25 protein-coding genes are annotated in these 26,693 nt (G+C 36.8%); 22 read left to right on the top strand and 3 right to left on the bottom strand.

Annotation, left to right across the window (positions count from 1 at the left end; genetic code table 11):
• Positions 1–5: 5 nt before the first annotated feature.
• The 3 genes from phaZ to AHA02nite_RS02865 all read left to right on the top strand — a co-directional run bounded on the left by phaZ (position 6) and on the right by AHA02nite_RS02865 (position 3,274).
• Positions 6–893 carry an intracellular short-chain-length polyhydroxyalkanoate depolymerase gene (gene phaZ, locus AHA02nite_RS02855; RefSeq protein WP_146814204.1) on the top strand — a complete coding sequence of 296 codons (888 nt, stop codon included), beginning with the start codon at positions 6–8 and terminating at the stop codon, positions 891–893.
• Between the two features lie 6 nt (positions 894–899).
• On the top strand, positions 900–1,643 hold the full coding sequence (gene fabG, locus AHA02nite_RS02860; protein WP_146814206.1) for a 3-oxoacyl-ACP reductase FabG: 744 nt from the start codon (positions 900–902) through the stop codon (positions 1,641–1,643).
• Positions 1,644–1,759: 116 nt separating this feature from the next.
• Positions 1,760–3,274, top strand: coding sequence for a class I adenylate-forming enzyme family protein (locus tag AHA02nite_RS02865; RefSeq protein ID WP_146814207.1), 1,515 nt, complete (start codon positions 1,760–1,762; stop codon positions 3,272–3,274).
• Between the two features lie 47 nt (positions 3,275–3,321).
• On the opposite strand, the gene ylbJ is transcribed toward AHA02nite_RS02865, so the two are convergent.
• A complete protein-coding gene (gene ylbJ / locus AHA02nite_RS02870; RefSeq protein WP_146814209.1) occupies positions 3,322–4,536 on the bottom strand; it encodes a sporulation integral membrane protein YlbJ in 1,215 nt (404 codons plus the stop codon).
• A gap of 139 nt (positions 4,537–4,675) precedes the next feature.
• Here ylbJ and AHA02nite_RS02875 point away from each other — a divergent pair, with 139 nt between their 5' ends.
• Positions 4,676–5,455 carry a patatin-like phospholipase family protein gene (locus AHA02nite_RS02875; protein ID WP_146814211.1) on the top strand — a complete coding sequence of 260 codons (780 nt, stop codon included), beginning with the start codon at positions 4,676–4,678 and terminating at the stop codon, positions 5,453–5,455.
• Positions 5,456–5,458: 3 nt separating this feature from the next.
• Positions 5,459–6,475: a SepM family pheromone-processing serine protease gene (locus AHA02nite_RS02880; RefSeq protein WP_146814213.1), complete on the top strand. Its 1,017-nt coding sequence runs from the start codon at positions 5,459–5,461 to the stop codon at positions 6,473–6,475.
• Positions 6,476–6,513: 38 nt separating this feature from the next.
• Here AHA02nite_RS02880 and AHA02nite_RS02885 read toward each other — a convergent pair whose 3' ends face one another.
• Positions 6,514–7,728, bottom strand: a complete 1,215-nt coding sequence (locus AHA02nite_RS02885; protein WP_146814215.1) for a nucleotidyltransferase — start codon at positions 7,726–7,728, stop codon at positions 6,514–6,516.
• A gap of 190 nt (positions 7,729–7,918) precedes the next feature.
• On the opposite strand from AHA02nite_RS02885, the gene AHA02nite_RS02890 reads away from it, so the two are divergent.
• The 4 genes from AHA02nite_RS02890 to AHA02nite_RS02905 all read left to right on the top strand — a co-directional run bounded on the left by AHA02nite_RS02890 (position 7,919) and on the right by AHA02nite_RS02905 (position 10,089).
• On the top strand, positions 7,919–8,476 hold the full coding sequence (locus tag AHA02nite_RS02890) for a YceD family protein (RefSeq protein WP_146814217.1): 558 nt from the start codon (positions 7,919–7,921) through the stop codon (positions 8,474–8,476).
• Between the two features lie 54 nt (positions 8,477–8,530).
• Entirely contained in the window at positions 8,531–8,704 is a 174-nt protein-coding gene (rpmF, locus tag AHA02nite_RS02895; RefSeq protein WP_017187868.1) for a 50S ribosomal protein L32, read from the top strand.
• Between the two features lie 80 nt (positions 8,705–8,784).
• Positions 8,785–9,555: an enoyl-CoA hydratase/isomerase family protein gene (locus tag AHA02nite_RS02900; RefSeq protein ID WP_146814219.1), complete on the top strand. Its 771-nt coding sequence runs from the start codon at positions 8,785–8,787 to the stop codon at positions 9,553–9,555.
• Between the two features lie 66 nt (positions 9,556–9,621).
• A complete protein-coding gene (locus AHA02nite_RS02905; RefSeq protein WP_146814221.1) occupies positions 9,622–10,089 on the top strand; it encodes an RsfA family transcriptional regulator in 468 nt (155 codons plus the stop codon).
• 51 nt (positions 10,090–10,140) lie between these two features.
• On the opposite strand, the gene AHA02nite_RS02910 is transcribed toward AHA02nite_RS02905, so the two are convergent.
• Positions 10,141–10,617, bottom strand: a complete 477-nt coding sequence (locus AHA02nite_RS02910) for an N-acetyltransferase (RefSeq protein ID WP_146814224.1) — start codon at positions 10,615–10,617, stop codon at positions 10,141–10,143.
• 171 nt (positions 10,618–10,788) lie between these two features.
• On the opposite strand from AHA02nite_RS02910, the gene AHA02nite_RS02915 reads away from it, so the two are divergent.
• From AHA02nite_RS02915 to spoVE, 13 genes are all read left to right on the top strand, one after another.
• Complete coding sequence (locus AHA02nite_RS02915; protein WP_146814226.1) at positions 10,789–11,670, top strand: 2-dehydropantoate 2-reductase; 882 nt, start codon at positions 10,789–10,791, stop codon at positions 11,668–11,670.
• The gene (locus AHA02nite_RS02920; RefSeq protein ID WP_146814228.1) at positions 11,661–12,035 is read left to right on the top strand and encodes a DUF3397 domain-containing protein; all 375 of its coding nucleotides are present in this window, start codon (positions 11,661–11,663) and stop codon (positions 12,033–12,035) included. The genes AHA02nite_RS02915 and AHA02nite_RS02920 overlap by 10 nt, the downstream gene beginning before the upstream one ends.
• 35 nt (positions 12,036–12,070) lie before the next feature.
• Positions 12,071–13,702: a bacillithiol biosynthesis cysteine-adding enzyme BshC gene (gene bshC, locus AHA02nite_RS02925; RefSeq protein WP_146814230.1), complete on the top strand. Its 1,632-nt coding sequence runs from the start codon at positions 12,071–12,073 to the stop codon at positions 13,700–13,702.
• A gap of 171 nt (positions 13,703–13,873) precedes the next feature.
• A complete protein-coding gene (mraZ, locus tag AHA02nite_RS02930; RefSeq protein WP_146814232.1) occupies positions 13,874–14,305 on the top strand; it encodes a division/cell wall cluster transcriptional repressor MraZ in 432 nt (143 codons plus the stop codon).
• An 18-nt stretch (positions 14,306–14,323) separates the two neighbouring features.
• Entirely contained in the window at positions 14,324–15,295 is a 972-nt protein-coding gene (gene rsmH / locus AHA02nite_RS02935) for a 16S rRNA (cytosine(1402)-N(4))-methyltransferase RsmH (protein ID WP_146814234.1), read from the top strand.
• Positions 15,296–15,300: 5 nt separating this feature from the next.
• Positions 15,301–15,681, top strand: coding sequence for a cell division protein FtsL (gene ftsL / locus AHA02nite_RS02940; protein ID WP_146814236.1), 381 nt, complete (start codon positions 15,301–15,303; stop codon positions 15,679–15,681).
• Between the two features lie 12 nt (positions 15,682–15,693).
• A complete protein-coding gene (locus AHA02nite_RS02945; RefSeq protein ID WP_146814238.1) occupies positions 15,694–17,904 on the top strand; it encodes a penicillin-binding protein in 2,211 nt (736 codons plus the stop codon).
• 104 nt (positions 17,905–18,008) lie between these two features.
• Positions 18,009–19,943 carry a stage V sporulation protein D gene (locus AHA02nite_RS02950; RefSeq protein ID WP_146814240.1) on the top strand — a complete coding sequence of 645 codons (1,935 nt, stop codon included), beginning with the start codon at positions 18,009–18,011 and terminating at the stop codon, positions 19,941–19,943.
• Positions 19,944–20,046: 103 nt separating this feature from the next.
• A complete protein-coding gene (locus AHA02nite_RS02955) occupies positions 20,047–21,528 on the top strand; it encodes a UDP-N-acetylmuramoyl-L-alanyl-D-glutamate--2,6-diaminopimelate ligase (protein WP_146814242.1) in 1,482 nt (493 codons plus the stop codon).
• 68 nt (positions 21,529–21,596) lie between these two features.
• Positions 21,597–22,949 carry a UDP-N-acetylmuramoyl-tripeptide--D-alanyl-D-alanine ligase gene (locus AHA02nite_RS02960; protein WP_146814244.1) on the top strand — a complete coding sequence of 451 codons (1,353 nt, stop codon included), beginning with the start codon at positions 21,597–21,599 and terminating at the stop codon, positions 22,947–22,949.
• A gap of 27 nt (positions 22,950–22,976) precedes the next feature.
• Positions 22,977–23,960, top strand: a complete 984-nt coding sequence (gene mraY, locus AHA02nite_RS02965; protein WP_146814246.1) for a phospho-N-acetylmuramoyl-pentapeptide-transferase — start codon at positions 22,977–22,979, stop codon at positions 23,958–23,960.
• Positions 23,960–25,306 (top strand): UDP-N-acetylmuramoyl-L-alanine--D-glutamate ligase, encoded by a 1,347-nt coding sequence (murD, locus tag AHA02nite_RS02970; RefSeq protein WP_146814248.1) that lies wholly within the window; start codon positions 23,960–23,962, stop codon positions 25,304–25,306. Before mraY ends, murD begins: the two co-directional genes overlap by 1 nt.
• 56 nt (positions 25,307–25,362) lie before the next feature.
• Complete coding sequence (spoVE, locus tag AHA02nite_RS02975) at positions 25,363–26,466, top strand: stage V sporulation protein E (protein ID WP_146814249.1); 1,104 nt, start codon at positions 25,363–25,365, stop codon at positions 26,464–26,466.
• Positions 26,467–26,693: the final 227 nt, after the last annotated feature.

Consider the following 26,693-nt stretch of genomic DNA (forward strand, 5'->3'; position numbering starts at 1 on the left):
TGTTCATGTTACACTACGTTGATTTACCATTAGGTGAAACAATTGCTTACCGCACTCGTGCTGGTGGGGACAAGACAATTTTGTTAATTCACGGTAATATGGTTTCTTCTAAACATTGGGACTTATTATTAGACAACTTAGATGAGCAGTATACACTTGTTCCTTTAGATCTACCGGGGTTTGGTCAGTCTACTTACAATCACCAGATTAATAGCATTGAAGATTTTGCAAAAGTTGTAAAAGAGTTTGTTGATGAATTAGAACTTGATGTGTACGCTATTTTGGGTTGGTCAATGGGAGGTGCAATTGGTATGCAATACTGTGCCATGTATGACCAACCGTGTGAGAAATTAATGCTACTAGCATCAGGGTCAACTAGAGGCTATCCCTTTTATGCTACTAACCCAGACGGAACACCAGATGTGAGTAATAGACTAGAAACGTATGATCAAATTAAACAAGATCCAATGAAAACGAAAGTGATGGAAGCAGCACAGCAAAACGGTGATAAAGAAACGATGAAAATGGTGTGGGATGCGGCGATCTATACACAGAAAAAACCAGAACCGAACCACTATGATGAGTATTTAGAAGATATCTTAACTCAGAGGAATATTGCTGAGTGTTATCATGCTTTAAATCATTTTAATATAAGTCACGTTCATAATGGGTTAGTTGATGGAACAGGGGATGTTGATCAAATTGATGTTCCAGTCCTAGTCATGCACGGTGACTTAGATTACGTTGTCTTATCAACTATGAAAGATGAAATATTAGAAGATTTAACAGGTGATGTTGAATATGTTGAACTTACGAATTGTGGGCACTCACCAATGGTAGATGATCTATCATTACTTACAGAATCAATTGAAAACTACTTACGAAAGGATTGACATACAATGGCTAGGCTAGATGGGCGTGTTGCTATTATAACTGGTGGGGCAAATGGAATAGGGTATGCAGCAGCTAATTTGTTTGGTAAAGAAGGAGCTAAAGTTGTATTAGCTGATTTCGATGTTGAAACAGGCAAGGAAAAAGCGCAACAATTACAGAATGAAGATTTCGATGTCATGTTTGTTCAAGTAAATGTTGCAGACAGAATTAGTGTTGATCATATGATCGAACAAGTTATTAAACAATACGGAAAGATTGATATTCTCGTTAATAATGCTGGTATAACACGAGATGGAATGTTATCAAAAATGAGTGTGGAAGATTTCCAACAAGTAATTGATGTTAACTTAACGGGGGTTTTTCATTGTACACAAGCGGCTTTACCTTATTTATTAGAGCAAGGCAAAGGTAAAGTAATAAACACTTCTTCTGTTTCAGGTACATACGGTAATGTTGGACAAACGAATTATGCAGCAGCGAAAGCAGGCTTAATCGGGATGACGAAAACTTGGGCAAAAGAATTAGGTCGCAAACAAATTAATGTAAATGCTGTAGCGCCAGGGTTTACAGAGACTTCGATGGTTGAATCAGTCCCTGAGCATATTATTGAAGGTTTGAAAAAGCAAGTACCAATGGGGCGTCTCGGACAACCTGAAGATATAGCTAAAGCTTATTTATATTTAGCAAGTGATGATTCAGACTATGTAAATGGCCAAGTAATTAATGTAGACGGTGCGATTATGATGTGAGTAACGACCAGGTTGGTGTTGAGCTAACCTGGTTTTTTAATGAGAGGCTTTGTAACTGTATTGTAACTAGTCTTCTTTAAACTGAATATACATGATGTTTAAGGGGGCGACTAGACATGCTAGGCGAATTAGATTGGTTACAGTCAAGAGCACAGTTATACCCAAATGATGAAGCTGTCGTTGATGTGCAAGCTCAACTTTCTTTGTCTTATGAAGAATTAAATGACCGTGCAACTGTTTTAGCAGAAGGGTTAAAACATAGTGGGATACAAAAAGGTGATCGTATTGCTTTATTATCACTTAATCATATTAGCTATTTCGACACGTTATTTGCATGTTTGAAGGTAGGTGCAATTTTTGTACCGTTAAATTGGAGGCTATCGAAAGATGAATTAACCTATGTCTTACAAGATAGTGATCCTAAGTTGGTCATTATTCACCCGGAATTTGAACAATCGTTAGCATGGCTTAATAAAACATACAACACATTACTTATTGATCATTCAAATTACATGTATGATTTGGATCGACAAGTAATAGATGAAGTCTCTTTGTGTGAAACAGACCCTTTGGCAATGATTTATACTGGTGGCACGACAGGTAAGCCGAAAGGAGCTGTGCTAAGTCACAGGTCGATTATGTGGAATGCGTTAAATACAATTATTAGTTGGGGCTTAACGAAAGATGACCGAACGTTAACTGCTATCCCGATGTTTCATACGGGAGGATTAAATGCACTATCAATACCAATCTTAATGGCTGGAGGTCAAGTTATTATTCATGCCCATTTTGACCCAGATCAAGCAGTTGAACATTTAATTAAGTATCGTTGTACTATTGTGTTGTTTATTCCAACGATGTATCAGTTCATAACAGAGTCATTAATATTTAAAGAAAATGATTTTCCACATATGAAAGTGTTTTTATCAGGAGGAGCACCTTGCCCATTAACTATTTATGAACGATTCGAAAATAAGAGACTTCAATTTAGAGAAGGGTATGGTTTAACTGAAGCAGGGCCAAACAATTTTTATATTGAACCAGGAGATGCTCGTTTGAAAAAAGGTTCAGTTGGCCAAGAGATGATGTTTAATGACATTGATATCGTCAATGATGCAGGTGATTCAGTATCAGTTAATGAAGTTGGTGAGCTTTGGTTAAGAGGAAAACACTTATTTGAATATTATTGGAACCAAGAAGAAGAAACGATGGCACAATTACATGGCGAGTGGTTGAAAACAGGAGATCTGGCGAGGCGAGATCAAGACGGGTTTGTTTATATTGTCGGTCGTAAGAAAGATATGATTATATCAGGTGGAGAAAATATCTTTCCGTTAGAAATAGAACATTGGCTTGCATCACATTGTGACATACAAGAAGTAGCTGTAATTGGAGTGCCAGATGAGCTATGGGGTGAGAAAGTCGTAGCTTACATATCGACTAGTAACCTTAACCTTGATGGTGCACAACTTGAAATTTATTGTGAAGAGAAATTAAGTCGATACAAAATTCCTAAAGCTTTCTATTTCGTTGATGAACTCCCGAAAACCCATGTCGGTAAAATAAATAAGACGGCACTTACTCGTTGGTTTCAAGAGCAACAAATAAAAGAGGAAAACGGGAAGTCATAATATAAAAAGGTGATCTCAAAACTATTTGAGGTCACCTTTTATTTTGATTATGGGTGGCTTTTACGAAGTAAGATGAGGAATCCTACTAAAATGGTTCCGATCGTAATTAATGGCCCGTATTGACTTAGCCATTCAAGCGCGATAACAGATAATCCAGTGTAGTCAGTATGTGTATCAACCGGTATATCGGATGGAGAAAGCATTGTTCTTTCAACGTATAATGGCTTAAATAGAATTATTACTAAAATTACAGCGAATACTATATGTAGTAACCTTCCGATAAAATACGGTGCGAAACGAATGTCGGTATTGGCCAGTATACTTGCGACTTGTGATTGAATAGATAATCCATTGAAAGCAAGTATTGCACTGACTAATATAACTTGAGCAAACAATGTAGCATGATCCGTTTGAGCAATCATTTGAGCACCTAACGTAATTTCAAATACACCACTTAGTAAAGGAAGAGCTAACTCTTTAGGTTGAGCAAAAATAGTTAAGACCTTTTCGATTGAGCTAGCAATAACTGACGATACACCCGTTAAGAATAACAGCTTGTTTAAAACAGAAAATAAAATAATAAATCCACCGATCATAACGAGTGTTCGAATAGAAGACATAACGGCGTCACCTAAAATTTTACCTAGTGGTTCAGAGTGTGACGTTCGGTGATGGTGTAAGGCGTAAAGTGCTCGTCCAAAAGTTGACCCACGAATGTTTCTTTGGTCATCTTCAGTTCGATCATCTTCGTTACGTTTATAAAATCTCATACATAATCCAACTAGTATACAAGCTGAATAATGACAGATCGCAATCAGGAATCCTAATTTCGGATCATGGAAAAAACCAACAGCAATTGCACCAAAAATAAATAATGGGTTTGAAGCGTTTGTGAAGGCGACTAATCGTTCTGCTTCAGTTTTTGTAAGGACATTTTCTTGTCTTAAGCGGGCAGAAATCTTTGCACCTGATGGGTACCCACTAGCTAGCCCCATTCCCATAACAACTCCTCCAGCCCCTGGGACGTTAAAGAGAGGACGCATGAGAGGTTCTAATAGTACTCCGATAAATTTCACTACTCCAAAAGCTAATAACAGCTCAGCAACAATGAAAAATGGTAGTAATGAAGGAAATACAATTTCAAGCCATAAATTTAACCCTCGGATTGAAGCTTCGAATGATTGATCAGGAAAAGAAATAATAGCAACTGCGAGAAAGGTTGCTGCTGTAGCATATAGAATAGAAGTTATTTTTGATATCACCGCTTGTCCTCCTATTAACATCAAACTGTACGAATACAGACAAGAGTAGTAAAATATTTATAAATAGATACAAAGATTTTAATCCATACTTATACAACACTATGCAGTATGAACTAGGAATAGAAGGGAGTGTTTATAGTTGTCCAGACCTAAAATTGGTCTAGCATTAGGGTCAGGTGGTGCTAGAGGATTCTCTCATTTAGGTGTTATAAAAGTTTTTGAAGAACATAACATTCCAATTGATTATATTGCAGGTAGTAGCATGGGGGCGTTAGTTGGATCTTTTTATGGGGCTGGTCAAAAAGTTAGTGACCTTTATAATTTAGCTTTAAATTTTAGGCAAAAATATTTCATGGATATAACGGTTCCTAAAATGGGTTTAATTCAAGGGGAGCGAATTAAATCCTATATTCGCATGTTTACATATAATAAAAACTTGGAACAATTTAATATACCTGTAGCCGTTGTAGCAACTGATGTACATAATGGAGAACGTGTGATTTTCCGCGAAGGCGATGCTGCAACAGCTGTTCGTGCTAGCATATCAATTCCTGGAGTTTTCGTTCCGGAACGAGTAGATGGCCGTCTATTAATCGATGGTGGTGTTACCGATCGTGTTCCGATCTCAGTTGTGCGTGAGATGGGAGCAGATATAATTATTGCTGTCGATTGTTCAAAGTTTGAAGAAAATACAGATATCCATTCAATTTATGATATTATTATGCAAAGTATTGACATTATGCAAGATGATATGACGAGTCACTTAGTAATGGACGCAGATTTTGTAATACGACCTGAAGTATATGAATTTAGTTCACGCAACTATTCAAATGTTGGAGAAATTATCGCCAAGGGTGAAAAAGAAGCAGAAAAGCACATACAATCAATTAAGCGAGCGATGAAAGGTTGGAATGAATAAATTATGTTTAATAATAAAAAACAAGTCATTACGTTAATTGTTACGATCGGTTTAGCTCTCTTTCTTTCATATTACCAACTTGATTATTACATATACCAACCTGGTGATACGACACCGTTATCGTCTGTTGTTGAAATGGAAGATAGTTTTGAAGGTGAAGGGGAGTTACATTTAGTTACAGTTCGAGGTGGGCAAGCAACACCGTTGTATTATCTGTGGGCTCAAATCAGACCTCATTATGACATCGTTGAATTAGAACAAGTTAGGCCTCATGGAATCAGTCAAGAAGAGTATATGGAAGCCCAGTTACAGCATATGGAAAGCTCTCAAGAGGCTGCTACTGTAGTCGCTTTTGAAGCAGCAGGTGGGGATATAACGATTGACTACAAAGGTTCTTTTGTTGCGATGGTTGTAGAAGATATGCCTGCTGATGGCTACTTGGAAATTGGTGATGAAATTATCGGAATAAACGGGCAAACGGTATCATCCTCAGAGGAGATTGTGGATGAAACGAGCGCAATGTCTGTTGGAGACGAGATTGAAGTTACTTTTGTAAGAGATGGTGAAGAGTTGACAACTTCATTTGAACTTGATGCCTTTCCTGATGACCCTGAACGACCTGGCATGGGTGTATCACTTGTAACAGACCGTGACGTTCATGTCACACCAGAAGTTGAATATGAAAGCGGTCAAATTGGTGGACCTAGTGCTGGTTTAATGTTTGCTTTAGAAGTATATAATCGTTTAACGATGGATGATATTACTAAGGGAAGAACGATTGTCGGAAGTGGTGAAATTGACTACGAAGGTAATATTTATCGCATTGGTGGGGTTGATAAGAAAGTAGTATCAGCTGATCGTGATGGGGCTGACATCTTCTTTGCAGCTCATGAAAATGGTCGTGAAGGTTCCAATTATAATGAAGCGGTAGAAAAAGCAGAAGAAATTGATACAAATGTAGAAATCGTGCCAGTGGACACTTTCCAAGATGCACTTGATTACTTAAATAATTTAGAATAAAAGTAATGCCCATTAGCTTTGTGCTAATGGGCATTTGTTTATTTAATCATAATCGGTCCAGTTAATTCTTGTTTTCTTAATTTAGTCCGCTGTTCGGGATTAATAACACTATAATAAGCATCTGTTGCCCGTTCTTCAATTTTAATTAATGGGTGATTCCCTTGTTGTAAGTTAGAAATGATTGGAATATCAATTTGTTTTTTCTTTTGATTAATAAAAGCTCGACCTTGTTCATTCATTCCTAACAGACGTATGTACGGAGGCTCTGTTAAGCCTTTGTATGCCTCAACCTCATCTTTTGTCGTATTAGTTAACAAATGAACAAACATTCTTTGTAGTCTAGTCCATGTGTAACGCTTAGTCTTTAATTGTTCCATCCATTGTTGGAAGTTTGTAACACGATTAACTGTTTGTTTTAGTTTATATTCTATACCTTCGATCATGCCATGAATTTCTCTGAGTTCTTGTTCTGATTTTGATTGAACAATTAATTGTAAATAAGGGAAGTATAATTCCCAATCATGCCAACTCCCGCTATTTTGCTGATAAAGACTTAACTGATTCACAGTTTCACTTGGCAATGCTTGCTCAGCTTTTTTGGTTAATTTTTTCGTGCTGACAATCTCCTGTCGTATGCTTGTTGCACTGGCGATGTCATGATCAATTGTTTCATCATGATAGCCACTTTTAGTACGTTGGATCGTTTCAGGAATTATATCGCTGTTTAAATTTTGAATAGCTTTAACATAACTAAAACCTAAAATATTGTTAGGTTGTCCTAAGTCAAGCTCTTTTGAGCGAAGTCCAATGGCATCATAAGCCTCAGTACTTGCTTGAGGGAATGAATAACCTTGCTTTAAATTTTCTTGTAATAATGATTGAAATTGTTCTTCATGTTCTTTAAAATGCGTGTAACGGTCCTTAAATGCTTGAATGTCTCCAGATTCACTTCCGAAACAGACGTAATCAACTTCGAGCGCATTCAGTATTGATATAGCCCCGTGAGCGAAAAGGTCAGCATATTGAACGGCATAAATAAAAGGTAATTCCAAAACAACGTCCACTTGGTGACTTAATGCCGCTTTCGTTCTTGCGAATTTATCAATTATTGCTGGTTCACCTCTTTGTAGGAATGAGCCACTCATGACAGCAACAGTAATTTCGGCATCTGTTTTTTGTCGTGATGATTCTTGATGGTAAAAATGCCCGTTATGAAATGGATTATACTCAACAATGAGTCCACATGATTTCACATTAATCACGACCTTTTTACATAGTTTAATTCTATGTTAGAAATAAATTGCATAAAAAACAAGTACAACTTTATATGTTTGGGGAAACTACTATATATAAAGGGATATAAAACAACCGCTGTTAAGAAAAAATATTGACAAAAGGAGCAATTCCTTTTAAAATAACTCTTGTTGCCTTGAGGTGATTAATATGCAAATTGCACTACAAAAAGTAAAGGCTAGTGAACCGTATTCTTTCTCGGAAACGGTTAATGTATCTGATTTATCTGAGATGGATCAAGACATTAGAAAAATATCTGACGTTGAAGTAAGTGGTGAAGCTACATTGGAGCAAGGCATTTATACGTTTCGTTTAAATGTAGATGGCACAATGGTTTTACCGTGTGCTAGAACGTTAGTAGATGTACCTTATCCATTTCATGTAGAGGCTTATGAACTATTCACAACAGAAAGTTATAAAGCCTCTGAAGAAGATGAGATTCATTTTATTGACCGAGAAGTTCTTGACTTAACGCCTTATATCAAGGAAAATATTCTATTGGAAGTTCCTATTCGCGTTTTTAGTGAAGAAACTAAAATCGAGGATGTCGTTGGTGAGCAAGAAGGATTTACCGTTCTAGGTGAAGATGAATACTTAGAACAAGATGCTATGCAGCAAGAAAAGTTCGAGCAAGAACAAGAACAGAATCAAAAAGTAGATCCTCGACTCTCATCTTTAAAACAATTCCTTAAAAACGATAAGAAATGAAATGATTGATCCTTGATAATATTGGGTCTGATGAGTTAAAGGGAGGTGTAACACATGGCAGTACCAAAGAGAAAAACTTCTAAAAAAGTTAAGCGCCAACGTCGTACTCACAAGAAGCTACATTTACCAGGTATGGTAGAATGTCAAAACTGTGGCGAGTACGCTAAACCTCACCACGTTTGTAAAGAATGTGGAAACTACAACGGTAAAGAAGTTGTTGAGAAGTAATTCAACCAAGTAAAGGTGTCTCGTAATGGAGGCATCTTTTTTTGTATTAGAAGAGATCTATATATAAGGGTGGGGTTGGAATGAGTGATGATGTATTACTATATCTAGACCAAAACAATCAAACAGCTATTGTTACATTGAATCGACCAGAGAAACGAAATGCGATTTCGTTAAAATTAATTGAACAGTTAGATCAAATCATTGATCAACTTCATCGTGATCAACAAACTAAATTAGTAATGATTACTGGTTCTAGTCCAGCTTTTTGTGCTGGAGGTGACTTAAACGACTTTCATGGTGATATTGGACAAGAAGAAGCGCATCATTTGTTGAAAAAAATGCAAAATGTATTATGGAAAATCACGACTTTACCTATGCCAACAATAGGTTGGATGAACGGATTGGCAAGAGGTGGAGGAATGGAGTTAGCCTCTGCGTGTGATTTTAGGTTTGTTAATGAAACGGGTACTTATGGGTTCACTCAAGGTCAGTTGGCTATATCGACTGGTTGGGGAGGCGGAACATTGTTATATGAACGGATCCATCCTCAAGAAGCTTATTATTGGTTAGTAAATGCAGATGTCCGTTCAGCTGTACAGTTAAAAGAAATAGGATTCGCTCAAGGTGTATTTAGTAGTGAACAACTAGAATTTAATCACCCGCTAATTGAGCCATATATTAAAAGAAGCTATGAGCAGTTAAGACATTGGAAGTCTCAATGGCTAACGAATCAAGATTTACAAATGCTTAAAATAAGAATGGATAAAGAGGTCGAAGCATGTAGTCACATGTGGGTTAGTCGAGAGCATAAAGAGGCTGTCGCTAATTTTTTTAAGAGAAACGAAAAATAATGTGTCTATCTCCTTCGTTTGTTGCATAGGTTGGAAGTAAAGACCGTGAGCGAAGGAGGAGGCGACGTGTCAACTCGACAAGATGCATGGACTAGAGATGAAGATTTATTATTAGCAGAAATGGTCATTCGATACATAAGAGAAGGTAAAACGCAGATGAAAGCCTTTGAAGATGTCGGCAAAAAACTATCTAGAACTCCGCAAGCATGTGGATTTAGGTGGAACGCTAATTTACGAAAGCAATATAAACAAGCGATTGAGTTAGCGAAGAAAGATCGTAAGAAATTTAACGATCACTTTACCGTGTCGCAAAGTTCGAATGATCATATGAAAGGTCAAGGGTTGAAAACATTTGATGAATTAATTGCTCAGTTAGAAAAGCTGAAGGTTGAATATGTACCTTCACAGGGGCAAAGAGATCGTCGTTCAATCGATGAAGTAGAACAATTAAAAGAACGATTAACTGATTATGAACAGTGTGTTGAACGTATTAATAAGTTAACACAAGAGGTTTTGGAAAAACACAACTCATAAGAAAAAGGACTTCCTAAAAACGATAGGAAGTCCTTTTTCTATAGTTTGATTTTAGCTTTCCGTCTTTTCTTGAACACCTTCTGGCATCCAAATATAAGGGTTTTCACCGAAGTCACGTTCCATCTCGTAAGTTGCTGGTTGAAAACCTTGTTTCTCCCAGAAATCATGAGAGTTAATGCGCGCATTTGTTTTAATAGGTAAATTAAAAGTTTTGGCAAAGTCGACTAACTGTTTTCCGAATCCTTTATGGCGATAATGTTCTAAAACTTCAAGTTTCCATAGTTGCATATAATCTTGCTTTGGTTCGAAGTAATAGTCATATTTTGAACCAACTCGATAAAGGCTCATTCTAGCGACAAGTTCGTCACCAAAGTAAATGCCATAGAAAGGCGATTCACTATTGTTTTCGATCATGTTATGTTCTAAGTCCTCTAACATTGAAAGTTCTTGGATTCCGTATGCTTTAAACTTTTTAAATTCTTCTAAAGTCTTGAAATTTATTAATAAACGTTCAACTTTTGTCGGCATTTAATCTTCCCCCTTACGTTTTCTGTAGTTTATTATAGTATAAAAGAAAGAACATGAAAACGATATTATGATTAATCCATAAAATTTATCATGTAAAAAGTCAACTTTCTGATAAAATATACGTTGTGGTTGAAAAGTACTATTCAGTTTATATGAAGTAGGTGTCAGACTATGAACATTGGTGTAATTGGCATGGGTGCTGTAGGTATGTTGGTTGCGCACCAACTAGAATCTAATGGTCATCATGTTACTTGTTATGTTAGACGAGAGGAACAGTTAAAGCAATTAAAACAGTCTGGTATATCACTTGTTGATGGTCAGACGGTATACCCAGAAGTGCTATATACAAAGCAGATTAACACTCATGAGCTTCTAGTAGTGTGTACGAAACAAACTCAACTTGACCCTGTATTACAGCTTATTGATACAAATGCTCATTTGCACGGTTCTATTTTATTCTTGCAAAATGGCATGGGACATATACAAAAACTAGAAAAATTAAAGCATAATAGTATATATGTTGGTGTTTGTGAGCATGGCGTAAATAAAACGACGGATTACCAAATCAAATTAAATGGTTTAGGGCAAATTAAAGTTACCGGTTTAAACAGTTGTGCAAGTGATTCGTTGTACAATCAAGTAAGTGCTTCGAAGTTCCCGATTACTGTACATGAACATTTAATAAAAGTATTAAACGAAAAGTTAGTTGTTAACAGTGTAATTAATCCGCTAACAGGATTATATGAAATTCGAAACGGTGAGGTCTTAAAATATTCCAGCATTGAGCAACTAGCTAAACAACTTACTCGTGAAGCCTCAGAATCATTACAGTTAGAAGTAGAAAAGATGTGGGAGCTTGTACGTAACATTTGTAACAAAACGAGTGAGAATAAATCGTCAATGTTAATCGATCTAGAAAACGGAAGGGAAACTGAGATTGATTATATGAATGGTTATTTAGCTGACCGTTACCAGTCAGTACCAACACATCTTTTGATGACGCAATTGATTAAAGCAAAAGAAGAGGTCAAAGGGGTGAAGAAGTGGACATAATCGCGACAATAATTGCATTACTATCGACGATTCCTTTCATTGTATTTATTATACTGTTTATTGTGCTAAAGAAATTGACAAACCAAGCAACCCGTTCTACAAAAATGGCCGCAGATCTATCGTGCTTTTTGTTTGTCATTGCATTTATTGGTTTAGTTGACTATGTATTTAATGTTTTCCTTATGTGGGAATTAATGCTATTTTATATCGTGTTTTTAGCTTTAATTATTACATATCAGTGGCGAAAAGGTGAAGAAATTTATATAATGCGAGCTGTTCGTTTTGTTTGGCGGGCAAGTTTTGTTATGTTATCAGTAGCTTACTTTTTATTAGTGCCTATTGCGATCTTTTTGCAATTATATTGATTAAACGTTAAAGAAGTTAAAGGAAGGTATTACATATGGAAGTTAAACCAATCGAACTAAAACATCAATCTAAGTTAATGAACGACTATCGCGATCGTAAGGAGTCTATATATAAACATTTTGAATATGATCCGTTTCAATTAAGAAGTTATAAAAGTAGACAAAACTTGATTATAGATGGACAGTATCAGCGTGAAGCTCTCGTTGAAGTTTTAAAAGAACAAAACTCTCAGTGGGGAATGAATGAACAAGTAGAACGACATATTGATGAGTTGTTAGATGAACGAACTACAGTAGTTATTGGTGGGCAGCAGACAGGTGTTTTAACAGGTCCACTTTATACAATTCATAAAATTATTTCGATTATCATACAAGCAAAGGAACAACGAGAACATTTAGGTTGTCCGGTGGTCCCAGTATTCTGGATGGCTGGTGAAGACCATGATTTTTTAGAGGTAGATCATATATTTACTTACAGTAATCAGCGTCTTAATAAAACTAGAGTTAACGACCAACAGCCATTTGATTATAAACTCCCGATCTCTAAACGGGTATTGCCGCAAGAAGAGGCGCAACAGTTTATTGATGATGTATTTGAAACATTTCAAGAAACTGAACATACGAAGTCAGTATATCAATTAGTCCAAGATGCGGTAGCTAAAAGTGAAACATATGTTGATTTCTTTGCCTACTTAACTCAACAATTATTTGCATTAGAAGGGTTAGTGTTAGTAGATGCTGATGATGCAAATTTAAGGAAGTTAGAACGTCCATATTTCTTGCAAATGGTTGAAAATCGTCGCGATCTTGCAGCGCAAGTCACTAAGCAATTAAATGAGTTGGCTGACGATAATTATCACGTTAATTTAGATGCATCACTTTCAGATGCTCACTTATTTTACCATTATGAAGGTGAGCGTTTGTTGTTAGAAGTGACAAAAGAAGGTCAGTTTCAATCAAAGGGTGGGGAAGTAAGTTTTTCAGAGAGTGAACTAAAACAGCTCGTTGATGAACACCCTGAATTATTTAGTAATAACGTTGTTACAAGACCACTGATGCAAGAGCTTGTTTTCCCTGTGCTTTCATTTGTTGGAGGTCCAGGTGAGATAGCATATTGGGCTGCGTTAAAAGGCGCTTTTAAAGCATTAAACTTAAAGTTACCGATTGTTACGCCGAGGCTTTCTTTAACACTTATGAAACGTAATCATCAATCATTGATCGAACATTACCAAATGGATGAAGAATCAGTAATTAATGAAGGTTCTTATCATTTCAAAATGAATTGGTTAACACGCCAAAGTAAATATCCAGTTAAGGAAACAGTAGAAGAAGTTAAAAAGCAACTCGAAGTTGTGCATCAACCGCTACAAAGTATTGCACAAGGTGTAAGTTCTGATATTGAAGCATTAACGAAGACGAATTTAAAACAAATTGAAGATGAAATTGATTATGTCGAAAAAAGAATTATGAGTGAGTTAAACAAGCAACATGAACAAACGGTTAAGCAATTTGATGAATTAAATGAATTTTATAATCCTAGTGGTGGGTTACAAGAAAGAATGTGGAACATTGTGTATTGGTTGAATGAATATGGGCTAGACTTACCTATTCAGTTAACTGAAATACCACCTAGGTGGGAACAAGATCACCAATTCATCACATTGTAACCACCTCATTACCACTATCCTCCACTTTAGTTTTACGAATAAGAATACTGATATGATGCGGTTCACACGTCTAATTTTAAAATTAGACGTGTATTTTTTTATTTTTTTGGGAAATTAAGTGGTAGAAAGTGGGGGGATGTGGTAAAATTTATTCAAAGGTGGGCGAAGTCTATGTTCATGGGAGAGTATCAACATAATATAGACACGAAAGGTCGTTTAATTGTACCGGCCAAATTTCGTGAAGATCTTGGGCAAACATTCGTGATTACGAGAGGTTTGGACAAGTGTATCTTTGCATACCCGTTAGATGAGTGGAAGCAGCTTGAAGAGAAGTTGAAGCAACTCCCACTAACAAAGAAAGACGCCCGTGCATTTACACGTTTCTTCTTTTCAGGAGCGGTTGAATGCGAAATTGATAAACAAGGAAGAATAAATGTACCATCACCTCTACGCAATTACGCAGCGTTAGATAAAGAATGTGTCGTCATTGGTGTTTCTAATCGTGTAGAAGTTTGGTCTAAAGAGCAATGGGACACTTACGTAGAAGAGTCAGAGGATTCCTTTGGTGAGATTGCGGAGAACTTGATGGATTTTGATATTTAACATAATGAGGTGCCAAATATGTTTGAACATTACAGTGTTTTAAACAACGAAGCAATTAAAGGGTTAGACATTAAAGAAGATGGCACGTATGTCGATTGTACGTTAGGTGGTGCTGGCCACTCTAAGCAAATTGTTGAACAGTTAACAGATTCAGGCAAGCTGATCGCTTTTGACCAAGATGACTTAGCGATTGAGTATGCCAAAGAAGTCATGCAAGGTTATGAAAAACAAGTTCATTATATAAAAAGTAACTTTGTGAATTTAGAAGAAGAGTTGAACCAATTAGGTGTTGAAGAAGTAGATGGAATCATTTTTGATTTAGGGGTTTCATCTCCACAGTTGGATGAAGGTGAAAGAGGATTCAGTTTTCACCAAGACGCACCATTAGATATGCGTATGGATCAAACGAGCCCTCTGAGTGCTTATAATGTCGTTAACGAGTGGGCTTATGAAGACTTAGTAAGAATCTTCTTTAAATACGGAGAAGAGAAGTTTTCTAAACAAGTTGCTCGACAGATTGAGAAGAAACGAGAAGAAAAGCCTATTGAGACAACTTTAGAATTAGTTGACATTATTAAAGCAGCAATTCCAGCTGCTGCTAGACGAAAAGGTGGACACCCAGGTAAGAGAATTTTTCAAGCTATTAGAATTGCTGTAAACGATGAGTTGAATGTTTTTCAAGATGCACTTCAACAATCAGCAAGAAAATTAGCGATCGGAGGAAGGTTGGCGGTCATTACATTCCACTCCTTAGAGGACCGGATTTGTAAACAAGCGATGAAGAAGTGGAGTACTGAACCACCAATACCAAAAGATATTCCATTGTTACCAGAACAGGTGCAACCACCGTTCAAACAAGTTACTCGAAAGCCAATAGTTCCGTCTGAAGCAGAAGTTGACGAAAATAGACGTTCTCGATCAGCAAAACTAAGAATCGTAGAGAAAGTGAAAGAATGGGAAGAACAATACGCACTTGATGAAAGGAGATAAATATTATGGCGCTTGAACAAGTAAAGACCTATCAAGTCCAACAGCCAGTCCAACCACAACGTAGGCAAGATCAACAACCACAACCACAACAACAACCGGTGAAAAAACCTTGGTTTACAAAAGGTGAGAAAGTGTTATATACATTCGGGATTGTATTAGTTGCCGTTCTTGCGGTAATTGTGGTTAGTTTCTCTTCATCTGTAGATACACTTAACCGAGATGTTCAACAATTACAGACACAAGTACAAGATGTACAAGCACAGAACAATTCTCTTCATGCCGAAGTACAAGAATTAAGTAATCCGAACCGTATATTGACGATTGCTGAAGAGAACGGATTAACTATTAGAAATGCAGAAGTAAGACAAGCGAATAATACTCCTTAAGGCGTGATTTAAATGCGTAAAGTCAATCAAAATGGCATTATGCTGTTAATTGTCGTCCTCATTTTTTCGATATTTTTCTTAACGATTATCGGCCGATTTATGTATATTCAAGTAACAGGTGAAGTGCATTCGGTCGATTTAGTTGCTTATGCAGAGAATATGCGAGAAACGAACACGACACTCCAAGCTGAGCGCGGCAAAATTTATGACCGTTCTGGGATGGCGTTAGCGGATAATCGACCTGTTTATAATATGTATGCTATTTTAGATGAAACATACACTGGTAATTCTTCAGTTCCTCTTCACGTAGAAGATGCAGAACATACCGCCCAACAATTATCTAATGTGTTAGATGAGGACGTTGAAAGTATAAAAAGCAGAATTCAAAATGGTATAGACAATGATCGTTACCAAATTGAATTTGGGTCATTAGGGCAAGGGTTGTCTGAGGCTGAATATGAAGCGATTGAAGAATTAGAATTGCCTGGAATATACTTTGAACAGACGCTACAACGTTATTACCCTAACGGCTTATATGCCTCTCAAATCATTGGGTATACCGGATATACTGATGATGAAGAGCAAACTCAAGCTCGAGGTGCATATGGTATAGAATTAGAGTTTGATGAGCATTTGACTGGAAAAGATGGCTTTATTAATTATCAAAGAGATAGTTATGGGCATCAGTTAAGAAATGCAGAAGAAACAGTACAGTCACCTGAAGATGGCTTTGATATTCATCTGACAATTGATCAAAAAATACAGTCATTTTTAGAAGATGCTTTAACGACTGTAGAAGATGCTTATAGTCCTGAGCGAATTATGGCCGGAGTTATGGATCCAAACACAGGTGAAATTTTAGCAATGTCAAACAGGCCGGCGTTTGACCCTAACACCCGAGACAACATCGAAAACTGGTACAATGATATGATTTCATCTCCGTTTGAACCAGGTTCAACAATGAAAATCTTTACGTTAGCAGCCGCGATTGAAGAAGGTGTTTATAACGGTAATGAAACTTTCCAATCTGGACAGTTCCAGATAAATGAACATAGCCGTACTATTAATGACCACGATCGTGATGGTTGGGGAGAAATAACGTTTGATGAAGGAATCCTAAGATCATCTAACGTTGCTATGGCTGAACTGCTTTGGAATAAGATGGGGCCAGAAACTTACTTAGAATACTTGGAAGACTTTCATTTAGATCGGATGACAGGTGTAGACTTAACAGGTGAAAGAATTGGAACGATTTCCTATGGTGGCCCTTGGGAACAAATTACAACGGCTTACGGACAAGGTTCCACCTTTACCCCAATGCAAATTATGAAAGCGGCAACTGCTTTAGCGAATGATGGTGAAATTGTTCAACCTTATGTACTATCAAACATACAAGACCCAAACAATGGTCAACTAGTTGAGCAAAAAGATCGTGAAGTAGTTGGTGATCCAATTAGTCCAGATACTGTTGAGCAAGTAAAAGACTTACTTGGCCAAACAGTAACTGAAGAAGAAGGAACAGCCAATGCCTTTGCACTGGATCAATATACGACATTTGGTAAGACAGGTACGGCATCAATTCCTGATCCGGAGACTGGGCTATATATGTCAGGTGGGCCAAATTATTACTTCTCGTTTGTCGGGATGGCGCCGCAAGATGATCCGCAACTACTTATGTTCGTTGCTGTAAAACAACCTGATGTTGATTACCGTTATCAAGGTAGTGAAACGACATCTTACATTTACCGCACCGTCATGGAAAACAGTCTTCATTACCTTGACGTATCACCTGATCAAGAGAATATAACACATACTGATGAAACGACAATCAATGATTATTCTGGTCAAAGTGTGGATGCTGTAACAAGTGAGTTAACTGAGTTAGGATTCCCGGTTGACGTAATAGGTGAAGGAAATACCGTTGAAGCTACTTGGCCAACAAGTGGTAGTCAAGTCTTTACGAATCAACGTGTTCTATTAAGAACGGATGATCAAATGACGATGCCTGATTTAACAGGGTGGACTTTAAGGGATGTTATCGCTTTAAGTCGAATGACTAATATTGACCTAGACTATATTGGTTCAGGGTTAGTGATTGATCAAAATATCGAAGCTGGAAATACCTTTAGTGAAGACCGACGTTTAGTCGTCGAGCTCTCAGAAGAACGAAATGACAGTGAGGAAGATGAAGAGGATGAAGAGGAAGAAGATTACTTTGAATAAGTAATGGTTTGATTTAAGTTAATTAACTAAAATGGACAATGGTCTAAAATACCGCAATTTCTCATAAGTTTAATACAAGCATAGCTTGTAAAAGGAGAATGAACATGAGACGTGTTTCAGTTGTTACTGTGAGAAAGCGGTTGGCCATTGTTTTTTTATGTATTGCACTTTATTTTGTAGTCATGCTTGGTAAGTTAGCGTACGTGCAACTTATTTCAAGTCCTGAAATAGTAGCGAAAGCAGAAGAACTTTGGAGTCGAGATATTCCTTTCCAACCTGAAAGAGGGAATATTTTAGACAGAAATGGCGAAGTTTTAGTTGAAAATGAAGTTGCACCTAGTTTGTTAATCGTACCTCGCCAAATTGAAGATGTTGATTTTGCTGTAGACCAACTAAGCCGAATAATCGATATTGACGAAGAAAAACTGCGAGAACATTTAACTAATATTGTGTCTGTTGAAGCGATTCATCCAGAAGGAAGAAAATTAAACAAAGAACAAGTTGATGCTATTCGAACGTTAAACTTGCCAGGTCTATATTTAGCTGAAGATTCAAAGCGTTTTTACCCATATGACGAAAAACTAGCCCATGTGTTAGGGTTCACAGGTATTGATAACCAAGGATTAATGGGCTTAGAAGCTAGTTATGATGAAATATTAAGTGGTGAAGCTGGGGCGTTATCATTTTTCTCTGATGCAAAAGGCCATCGTTTAGAAGAAATGTCAAACCGATATACGCCGCCTAAAGACGGAAATCATTTATCATTAACAATCGACGCAGACATACAAGCAATTGTCGAAAGAGAACTTGACCAAGCAGTTGCTGAGTATAACCCGGATGGTGCACTTGCAATGGTGATGGATCCTAAAAGTGGTGAAATCTTGTCAATGGCAACTAGACCTAACTTTCACCCGAATGAATACCAATCTGTTGAGCCTGAAGTGTATAACCGTAATCTGCCTGTTTTCAGTACTTATGAACCTGGTTCAACATTCAAAATAATAACTTTATCGGCAGCTTTACAAGAAGGTTTAATCGACTTAGATGAAGATGATTTTCATGATCATGGACATGTAGAGGTAGGTGGAGCTCGACTACGTTGCTGGCAAAGTGGTGGACACGGAAGTCAGACATATTTAGAAGTAGTTCAAAACTCTTGTAACCCTGGATTTGTAAACTTAGGTCAAAAACTTGGGGAAGAAAAGTTGTTTACGTATATTGATCAATTTGGATTTGGAGAAAAAACTGGAATTGATCTAGAAGGCGAAAGTACCGGTATATTATTTGATGAAGAGCAAGTCGGACCAGTTGAATTGGCAACGACTGCATTCGGCCAAGGTGTTTCTGTAACACCAATTCAACAAGTTACTGCTGTTGCAGCGGCCATAAATGGGGGTTACCTTTACGAACCGTATGTAGTGAAAGGTGTTGTAGACCCTATAACAGGTGAAATGGTAGAAGAACGTGAACCTAATCTTAGAGAGCGAATTATTTCTACTGAAACGTCTGAAGAAGTAAAGCGAGCATTAGAGCACGTTGTGGCAAAAGGAACCGGTCGAGGAGCATATGTTCATGGCTATCGTGTAGGTGGCAAGACGGGGACAGCTCAGAAGGTTGGACCAGATGGGCGTTATTTAGAGAATGATCATATTGTTTCATTCATAGGATTCGCGCCAGCTGATGACCCTGAGTTATTAGTTTATGTAGCTGTAGATAATCCTAAAGATGTCCTTCAATTTGGTGGAGTTGTTGCTAGTCCAATTGGCGGTCGCATTATTGGCGATTCTTTAAGGCATCTAGACGTGCCCACTCGTGAAGGAGGTCTTGAAAAAGATTTCCAATGGCCTGATATGCCGACGGTCGAAGTTCCAAATTTAGTCGGTGAAACAGTAAATGACCTTCAGCAATACCTAGCTAACATTACGATCGAAGTAGAAGGAGAAGGGGATGTTGTCATTTCTCAAGCTCCGTCAAGTGGAACTGTTGTAGAATCTGGTTCAACTATTCGTGTATTTCTAGGTGATGAAGAAACACAATAATTACCATATAGATAACTTTTATTCAATGTTCTAAAATAAATTATTATAGACTAGTGTAGAATTTGTTATAATGTATGTAGATTAATTTAAAGGTAGTGGTGAAATGAAGTTATTAGACTTAATTAATAACCTTCAAGTTATAAAATTAGACGATAGAGATGAACTATTAAACTTAGAGATCACGTCTATTGAGATGGATTCAAGGCAAGTAAGTAAAGGGTCGTTGTTCGTATGTAAAGAAGGTCTTACATTTGATGGTCATCAATTTATTGATGATGCAGTTGAAAAAGGTGCGATAGCTATTGTTGCCCAAAGACCTGTTAAAACTAACGTCCCTGTGATCTTAGTACCAAGTACGAAGCAAGCATTAGCGCAACTGGCTGATACATTTTACGGACAGCCAAGCCAAAAGCTAAGTATGATTGGGATTACAGGTACAAATGGTAAAACTACGTTAACGTATTTGTTAGATGCCATTTTTAGTAAGGCTAATCATAAAACGGCAGTTATTGGAACCATTGATATGAAAATCGGAGAGCAGCGTTACCCTGTACAAAACACAACACCTGACCCTTTATTTTTACATAAGCATTTAAAGCTCATGTTAGATGAAGGGGTCGATACAGTCATTATGGAAGTATCATCGCATGCTTTGAAACAAGGTAGAGTGTTTGGGATTGACTTTGATACAGCAGTTTATACAAACTTATCACAAGATCATTTAGACTATCACCCAACGATGGAAGATTATGCTTATGCGAAATCTTTACTTTTTGCACAGTTAGGTAATACTTATTCTAATACAGAAAAGGCTGCAATTATAAACCGTGATGATCGTTATGCTGAACTAATGATGGATGCGACGGCTCAACCGGTCGTTAATTATAGTTTAAATAATTCAGCTGTAATTAATGTAGAAGATTATAATATATCACCTAGTGGGTTAACGATTAACCTTATGACGCCGCGTGGGCCGGTAAACATTTCAACTAAGTTAACGGGTAAATTTAATATTTATAATATATTAGCAGCCGTTGGAACAGCTTATCAACACAATATATCGTTGGAAGTAGTTAGTGAAGCTATTAAAGGAATGGAAGGTGTTCCGGGCCGTTTTGAATTAGTTGATTCGAAGCAAGATTTCTCAGTCATTGTTGATTATGCACACACACCTGATTCATTAGAAAATGTTTTACAAACAATTGATGAGCTTAAAGAGCATCGTGTTATTACAATTATTGGTTGTGGCGGTGATCGTGATCGTACAAAGCGTCCATTAATGGCAGATGCTGCTATGAAGTATAGTGATCATGTCATTTTCACATCGGATAACCCTAGATCTGAGGAACCGAGTGCTATTTTAGCTGATATGACACGTCATTTAACTGATGATGATGGTGTGTTTACTGTAATTGAAAATAGAAGAGAAGCAATCGAACGTGCGGTTCAGATTGCTGAAAAAGATGACATTATATTAATCGCTGGTAAGGGACATGAGACTTATCAAGAAGTTAATGGAGAACGTCACCACTTCGACGATCGCGAAGTGGCTCGTGAAATGGTTCAATTACGTATGAGCCATTAATTCATAAAACTAGCATTATTTCAGCCGATATTGATATATCGGCTGAGTGAATTAAGAGGAGTCATAGTATGAAAAAATTTTCGATTGATTTTTTACATAAAATTTTCCTGAAGTACCGAGGAAATTTAAATCAACAATTAGATATTGATACGATCTACACTGATAGTAGAGAAGTTGTTACTAATGGTTTGTTCGTGCCTATAATTGGAGAACGGTTTAATGGGCACGATTTTCTTTTGCAAGCAGTTGATAAAGGTGCTGTAGCATCATTATGGTCTGAAAAAGAAGAAATCCCCGCTGACTTACCAGATGATTTTCTGCTATTTTTTGTTGAGGACACTTTAGAAGGCTTACAACAACTTGCGACAGAATATCGTGATTACATTAATCCAACTGTTATTGGAGTGACTGGATCTAACGGTAAGACGACTACAAAAGAGTTAATAGGTTCTTCGTTAAGTGAGTTTTATCAAGTTACTAAAACAGAAGGAAACTTAAATAACTTAATCGGACTTCCGTTATCAATACTTCGCATGCCAGTTCAAACAGAAGTATTAGTTTTAGAGATGGGTATGAGTGGTTTTGGTGAGATCGAACGATTATCTGAAATTGCAAAGCCTAATATAGCTGTAATAACGAATATTGGTGAATCTCATATTGAACATTTGGGTAGTAGAGAAGGGATTGCTAAAGCTAAGCTTGAAATTGTAAAAGGCTTGAGTGAAGATGGTGTGTTAATCGTAGATGGGGATGAACCACTTCTTGAAGTGGATTTATCACAACGTATTGTGACTTGCGGTTTTAATTCTGGGTTAGACTATGAAGTAAAAGACGTAGTTCAAAAAAAGAGTGAAACAACATTTACTATTAACGAACAATTATTTTCCATTCCTTTATTAGGTATGCATCAAGCCAAAAACACGGCATACGCTTTAGCAATTAGTGATTTATTGAGGATTGATTCTAGTAAAATGGCGCATTCTTTAGCGAATTTATCACTTCCAGGCATGAGATTTGAGCAAATTGCCACAAAGTCTGGAGCAGTAGTTGTTAACGATGCATATAATGCTTCGGCTACTTCAATGCGTGCATCAATCGATGTAATAAAACGATTTTCGGAGTCTTATAAAGTATTGGTTTTAGGTGATATCTTTGAGTTGGGTCAATTTGCTGAAAGTGAACACCGTAAAGTAGGCGAAGTAATTAATCAAGAAATTGATGCAGTTTTCACAGTTGGCCAAGATAGTCAATATATTATTAAAGCACTACCGAGTGATTTTAATGGTAGGGCAGAGCATTTCGATAATCGTGATATGTTATTGAATGAAATAGAAAATTATATGAAAAAAGATACAGTTATCTTGTTTAAAGCATCAAGAGGTATGAAATTCGAACAACTAGTCCAACAGTTAGTTTCTTAAAGTAGATAAAGAAAGGAAGAATAGGTTTTGTCACAAACATTGATTTTTATAACAATTGCAGTTGCATTTTTAATTGCTGTTTTACTATCGCCAGTTTTAATACCGTTTTTACGAAGGTTAAAATTTGGTCAAAGTATAAGGGAAGAAGGGCCCGAATCACACCAAGCTAAATCAGGGACACCAACAATGGGCGGTGTGATGATCATTTTTTCAGTTGTAGCTACGACATTAATTCTCATTCTAAGAGATCCACAGACGCTGTTCTCTACGGAATTATTTATATTATTATTTGTATTAATAGGTTATGGTTTAATCGGATTTTTAGATGATTTTATTAAAATTACGAAAAAACGTAATTTGGGCTTAACATCAAAACAAAAGATGTTCTTCCAGTTAATTATTGCTATTGTCGTATATATTATTTTATACAATAGTGCATTCCCTACTGATATAGCAATTCCGGGAACTAATTTTTCATTTGATTTAGGATGGGCTTACGGGATCTTGATTTTAATTATGTTAGTAGGTGCATCAAATGCGGTAAACTTAACTGATGGATTAGACGGGCTTGTAGCTGGTACAGCATCTATTGCTTTTGCGGCATTTGGTATCATCGGTTGGGCATTTGGTATGCCGACTGAGGTTGTAATATTTACTTTTGCAGTTGTAGGTGCATTGTTAGGCTTTTTAGTATTTAATAGTCACCCAGCAAAAGTATTTATGGGAGATACAGGTTCGTTAGCGATCGGTGCTGCCATTGCAATTGTTGCAATCTTAATGAAGCTTGAAATCTTACTTATAATTATTGGTGGTGTCTTTGTAATTGAGACATTATCTGTAATCATTCAAGTAATCTCATACAAAACGACTGGTAAACGTGTATTCAAAATGAGTCCACTTCACCACCATTACGAATTAGTTGGCTGGTCAGAGTGGCGTGTTGTTATCACATTCTGGGTAGTTGGATTCGTTTGTGCTGCGTTTGGGGTTTATATTGAGGTGTTAATGTAGTGAAAACGTTACGTCATTTTCCTTATAATAAAGTATTAGTACTCGGGTTAGCGAAAAGTGGAGAAGCTGCTGCTCAGTTACTTTATGATAGTGGTATTCCTTTTCTTATTAATGACCAACAAGCTTTTGATCAAAATGAAAAGGCTCAATATTTTAATAGTTTAGGTGTGGAAACAGTGACAGGTCATCACCCTTTAAATGTTTTAGACGGTGTTGACCTTGTTGTTAAAAACCCTGGTATCCCTCACCACCACAACGTTATTCAAGAAGCAGAAAAACTAAATATCCCTGTTGTAACTGAAGTGGAGTTAGCTTATGAATTGATAGATGGCCCGTTAATTGCGATTACCGGTACGAATGGTAAAACGACAACAACTACATTGATTTATGAGTTGCTAAAAGAGGCAGGGAAAGACCCGCTATTAGCAGGCAACATTGGACAAGTTGCATCTGAAGTTGTTCGTAAACAAAAAGATCAACAACCAGTAGTAATGGAGCTGTCATCGTTCCAACTAAAAGCAATCCAAAATTTCAAGCCGGATGTATCAGTACTTCTTAATATTACTGAGGCACATTTGGACTATCATAAATCTCGTGAAGATTATATTAACTCAAAACTTAATATTGTTAAACGCCAATCTAAAGAGGACCTCGTCGTCTATAATGGTGATGACTCGACAGTAAGTGAATCATTAGAAGACTGTGCTGTTCAAAAAATGGCATTTACTATAAACCATTTTAGTCATGAAGGTGTTTCTTTTGATGGTCGATCGATTTATTTTAACAATGACTGGGTAATTGACCGCGAAGACGTTGTTTTACCTGGTATGCATAACCTTGAGAACATTTTAGCAAGTGTCGCAGTAGCTAAGCATTTTGGTGTTCAGGATGAAGTCATTCAAACAGTTTTAACTCGTTTTATAGGGGTTAAACACCGATTGCAATTTGTAGAGAATAAAAATGGTCGATTATTTTATAATGATTCAAAGGCGACAAACATCTTAGCTACAACAAAAGCATTACAATCGTTTAGCAGTCCTGTAGTATTAGTTATTGGCGGCTTAGATCGAGGTAATGACTTTGATGAGTTATTCCAACAGTTTAACGGTGTTAGAAGTTGCGTAGCTTATGGTGAAGCACGCGAGAAAATCAAACAAGCAGCTAAGCGACAACAATTTGACCGATTGTACGTCGTAGATAATTTGGAACAAGCTACAAGAAAGGCATATGAACAAAGTGAGGAAGGTGACATTGTCCTTCTTTCACCTGCATGTGCTAGCTGGGATCAATTTAAATCATTTGAAGACCGAGGAGACATGTTTATCGAAGTCGTGCATAAGCTTTAATAGGGGCTTGTACGACATAAGCCCCAACTTCAAAACTTGGAGTTAGGGGTGTTTTTTTGGATTATAAACAAGAAAAATTAGATTATGTATTACTAACAGCGATTGCTATTTTGCTTTTAATCGGCCTAGTGATGGTTTATAGCTCTTCGTCTATATGGTCGGATTATAAGTTTGGAGATTCCGCTTTTTATTTAAAGCGACAGGCGCTATTTGCATTGCTAGGTGTCATTGGGATTGTAGTTACGTTAAAAATTCCATATTATAAATGGCTTCAATATTCAGTTACAGCTTACGTTCTTTGTTTCTTATTACTGATTGCTGTCTTAATTCCAGGCATTGGAATGGTTCGTGGTGGAGCACAAAGTTGGATCGGGGTAGGTGCTTTTAGTATTCAACCAAGTGAATTTATGAAGATTGGTATGATTTTGTTATTTGCAGCTGTCTTACCTAAAATCCAGCGAGAGTTACGCCAATTCTCAAAGGGTTTCTTGCCGATGTTATTATTGCTCATTGTACCATTTGGGTTAATTATGTTGCAGCCCGATTTAGGTACAGGCATTGTCTTTGTTGGAACTGGAATGCTGATGCTTTTTATTGCTGGTGCTAAGATTAGTCACTTTGTATTTCTTGCTAGCATTGGCTTAGCAGGGTTAGTCGCATTAATTGCATCAGCTCCATATAGAATTAGTAGAATTACAGCCTTTCTAAACCCTTGGGAAGACCCGTTAGGTGATGGATTCCAAATTATCCAGTCGCTATACGCAATTGGGCCTGGAGGTTTGATGGGCCTTGGTTTTGGGAATAGCATGCAAAAGTACTTTTATTTACCCGAACCTCAAACGGACTTTATCTTTGCTGTAATTGCTGAAGAGTTAGGGCTTATAGGTGGAGCTTTTATTCTAGGATTATTTTTAATCGTTATATGGAGAGGGATATTAATTTCACTTAACACACAAGATTTATCAGCATCGCTTTTAGCATTTGGGATCACAGCGATGATCACAATTCAAGTTATGATTAACATTAGTGTAGTAATTGGTTTAATTCCAGTTACAGGAATTACCTTACCTTTACTTAGTTATGGTGGATCATCTTTAACAATTACATTACTATCTCTCGGCGTGTTGTTAAATATTAGTAAATATGCGAAAATAAGCTAGAGATAGATTGTTATTCTTTAAGATTTATTACTTTTAACAGTGAAAGAGTATAACTCTTTTTACTGTTTTTTTATTTTTGTTTTACAAAACATTAAAAATAATCAAATTAGAACAAAATACCTTATTATATCAGTGTTAATCTGTGCTATAATAGAAAAATAACTCACTTTTTATTAAAGTTGTAAGTTAATATACTTAAGATTAGATTATAAGGAGTAGCTTTTTGG

It is taken from the genome of Alkalibacillus haloalkaliphilus (assembly GCF_007991275.1).
GTDB lineage: Bacteria > Bacillota > Bacilli > Bacillales > Alkalibacillaceae > Alkalibacillus > Alkalibacillus haloalkaliphilus.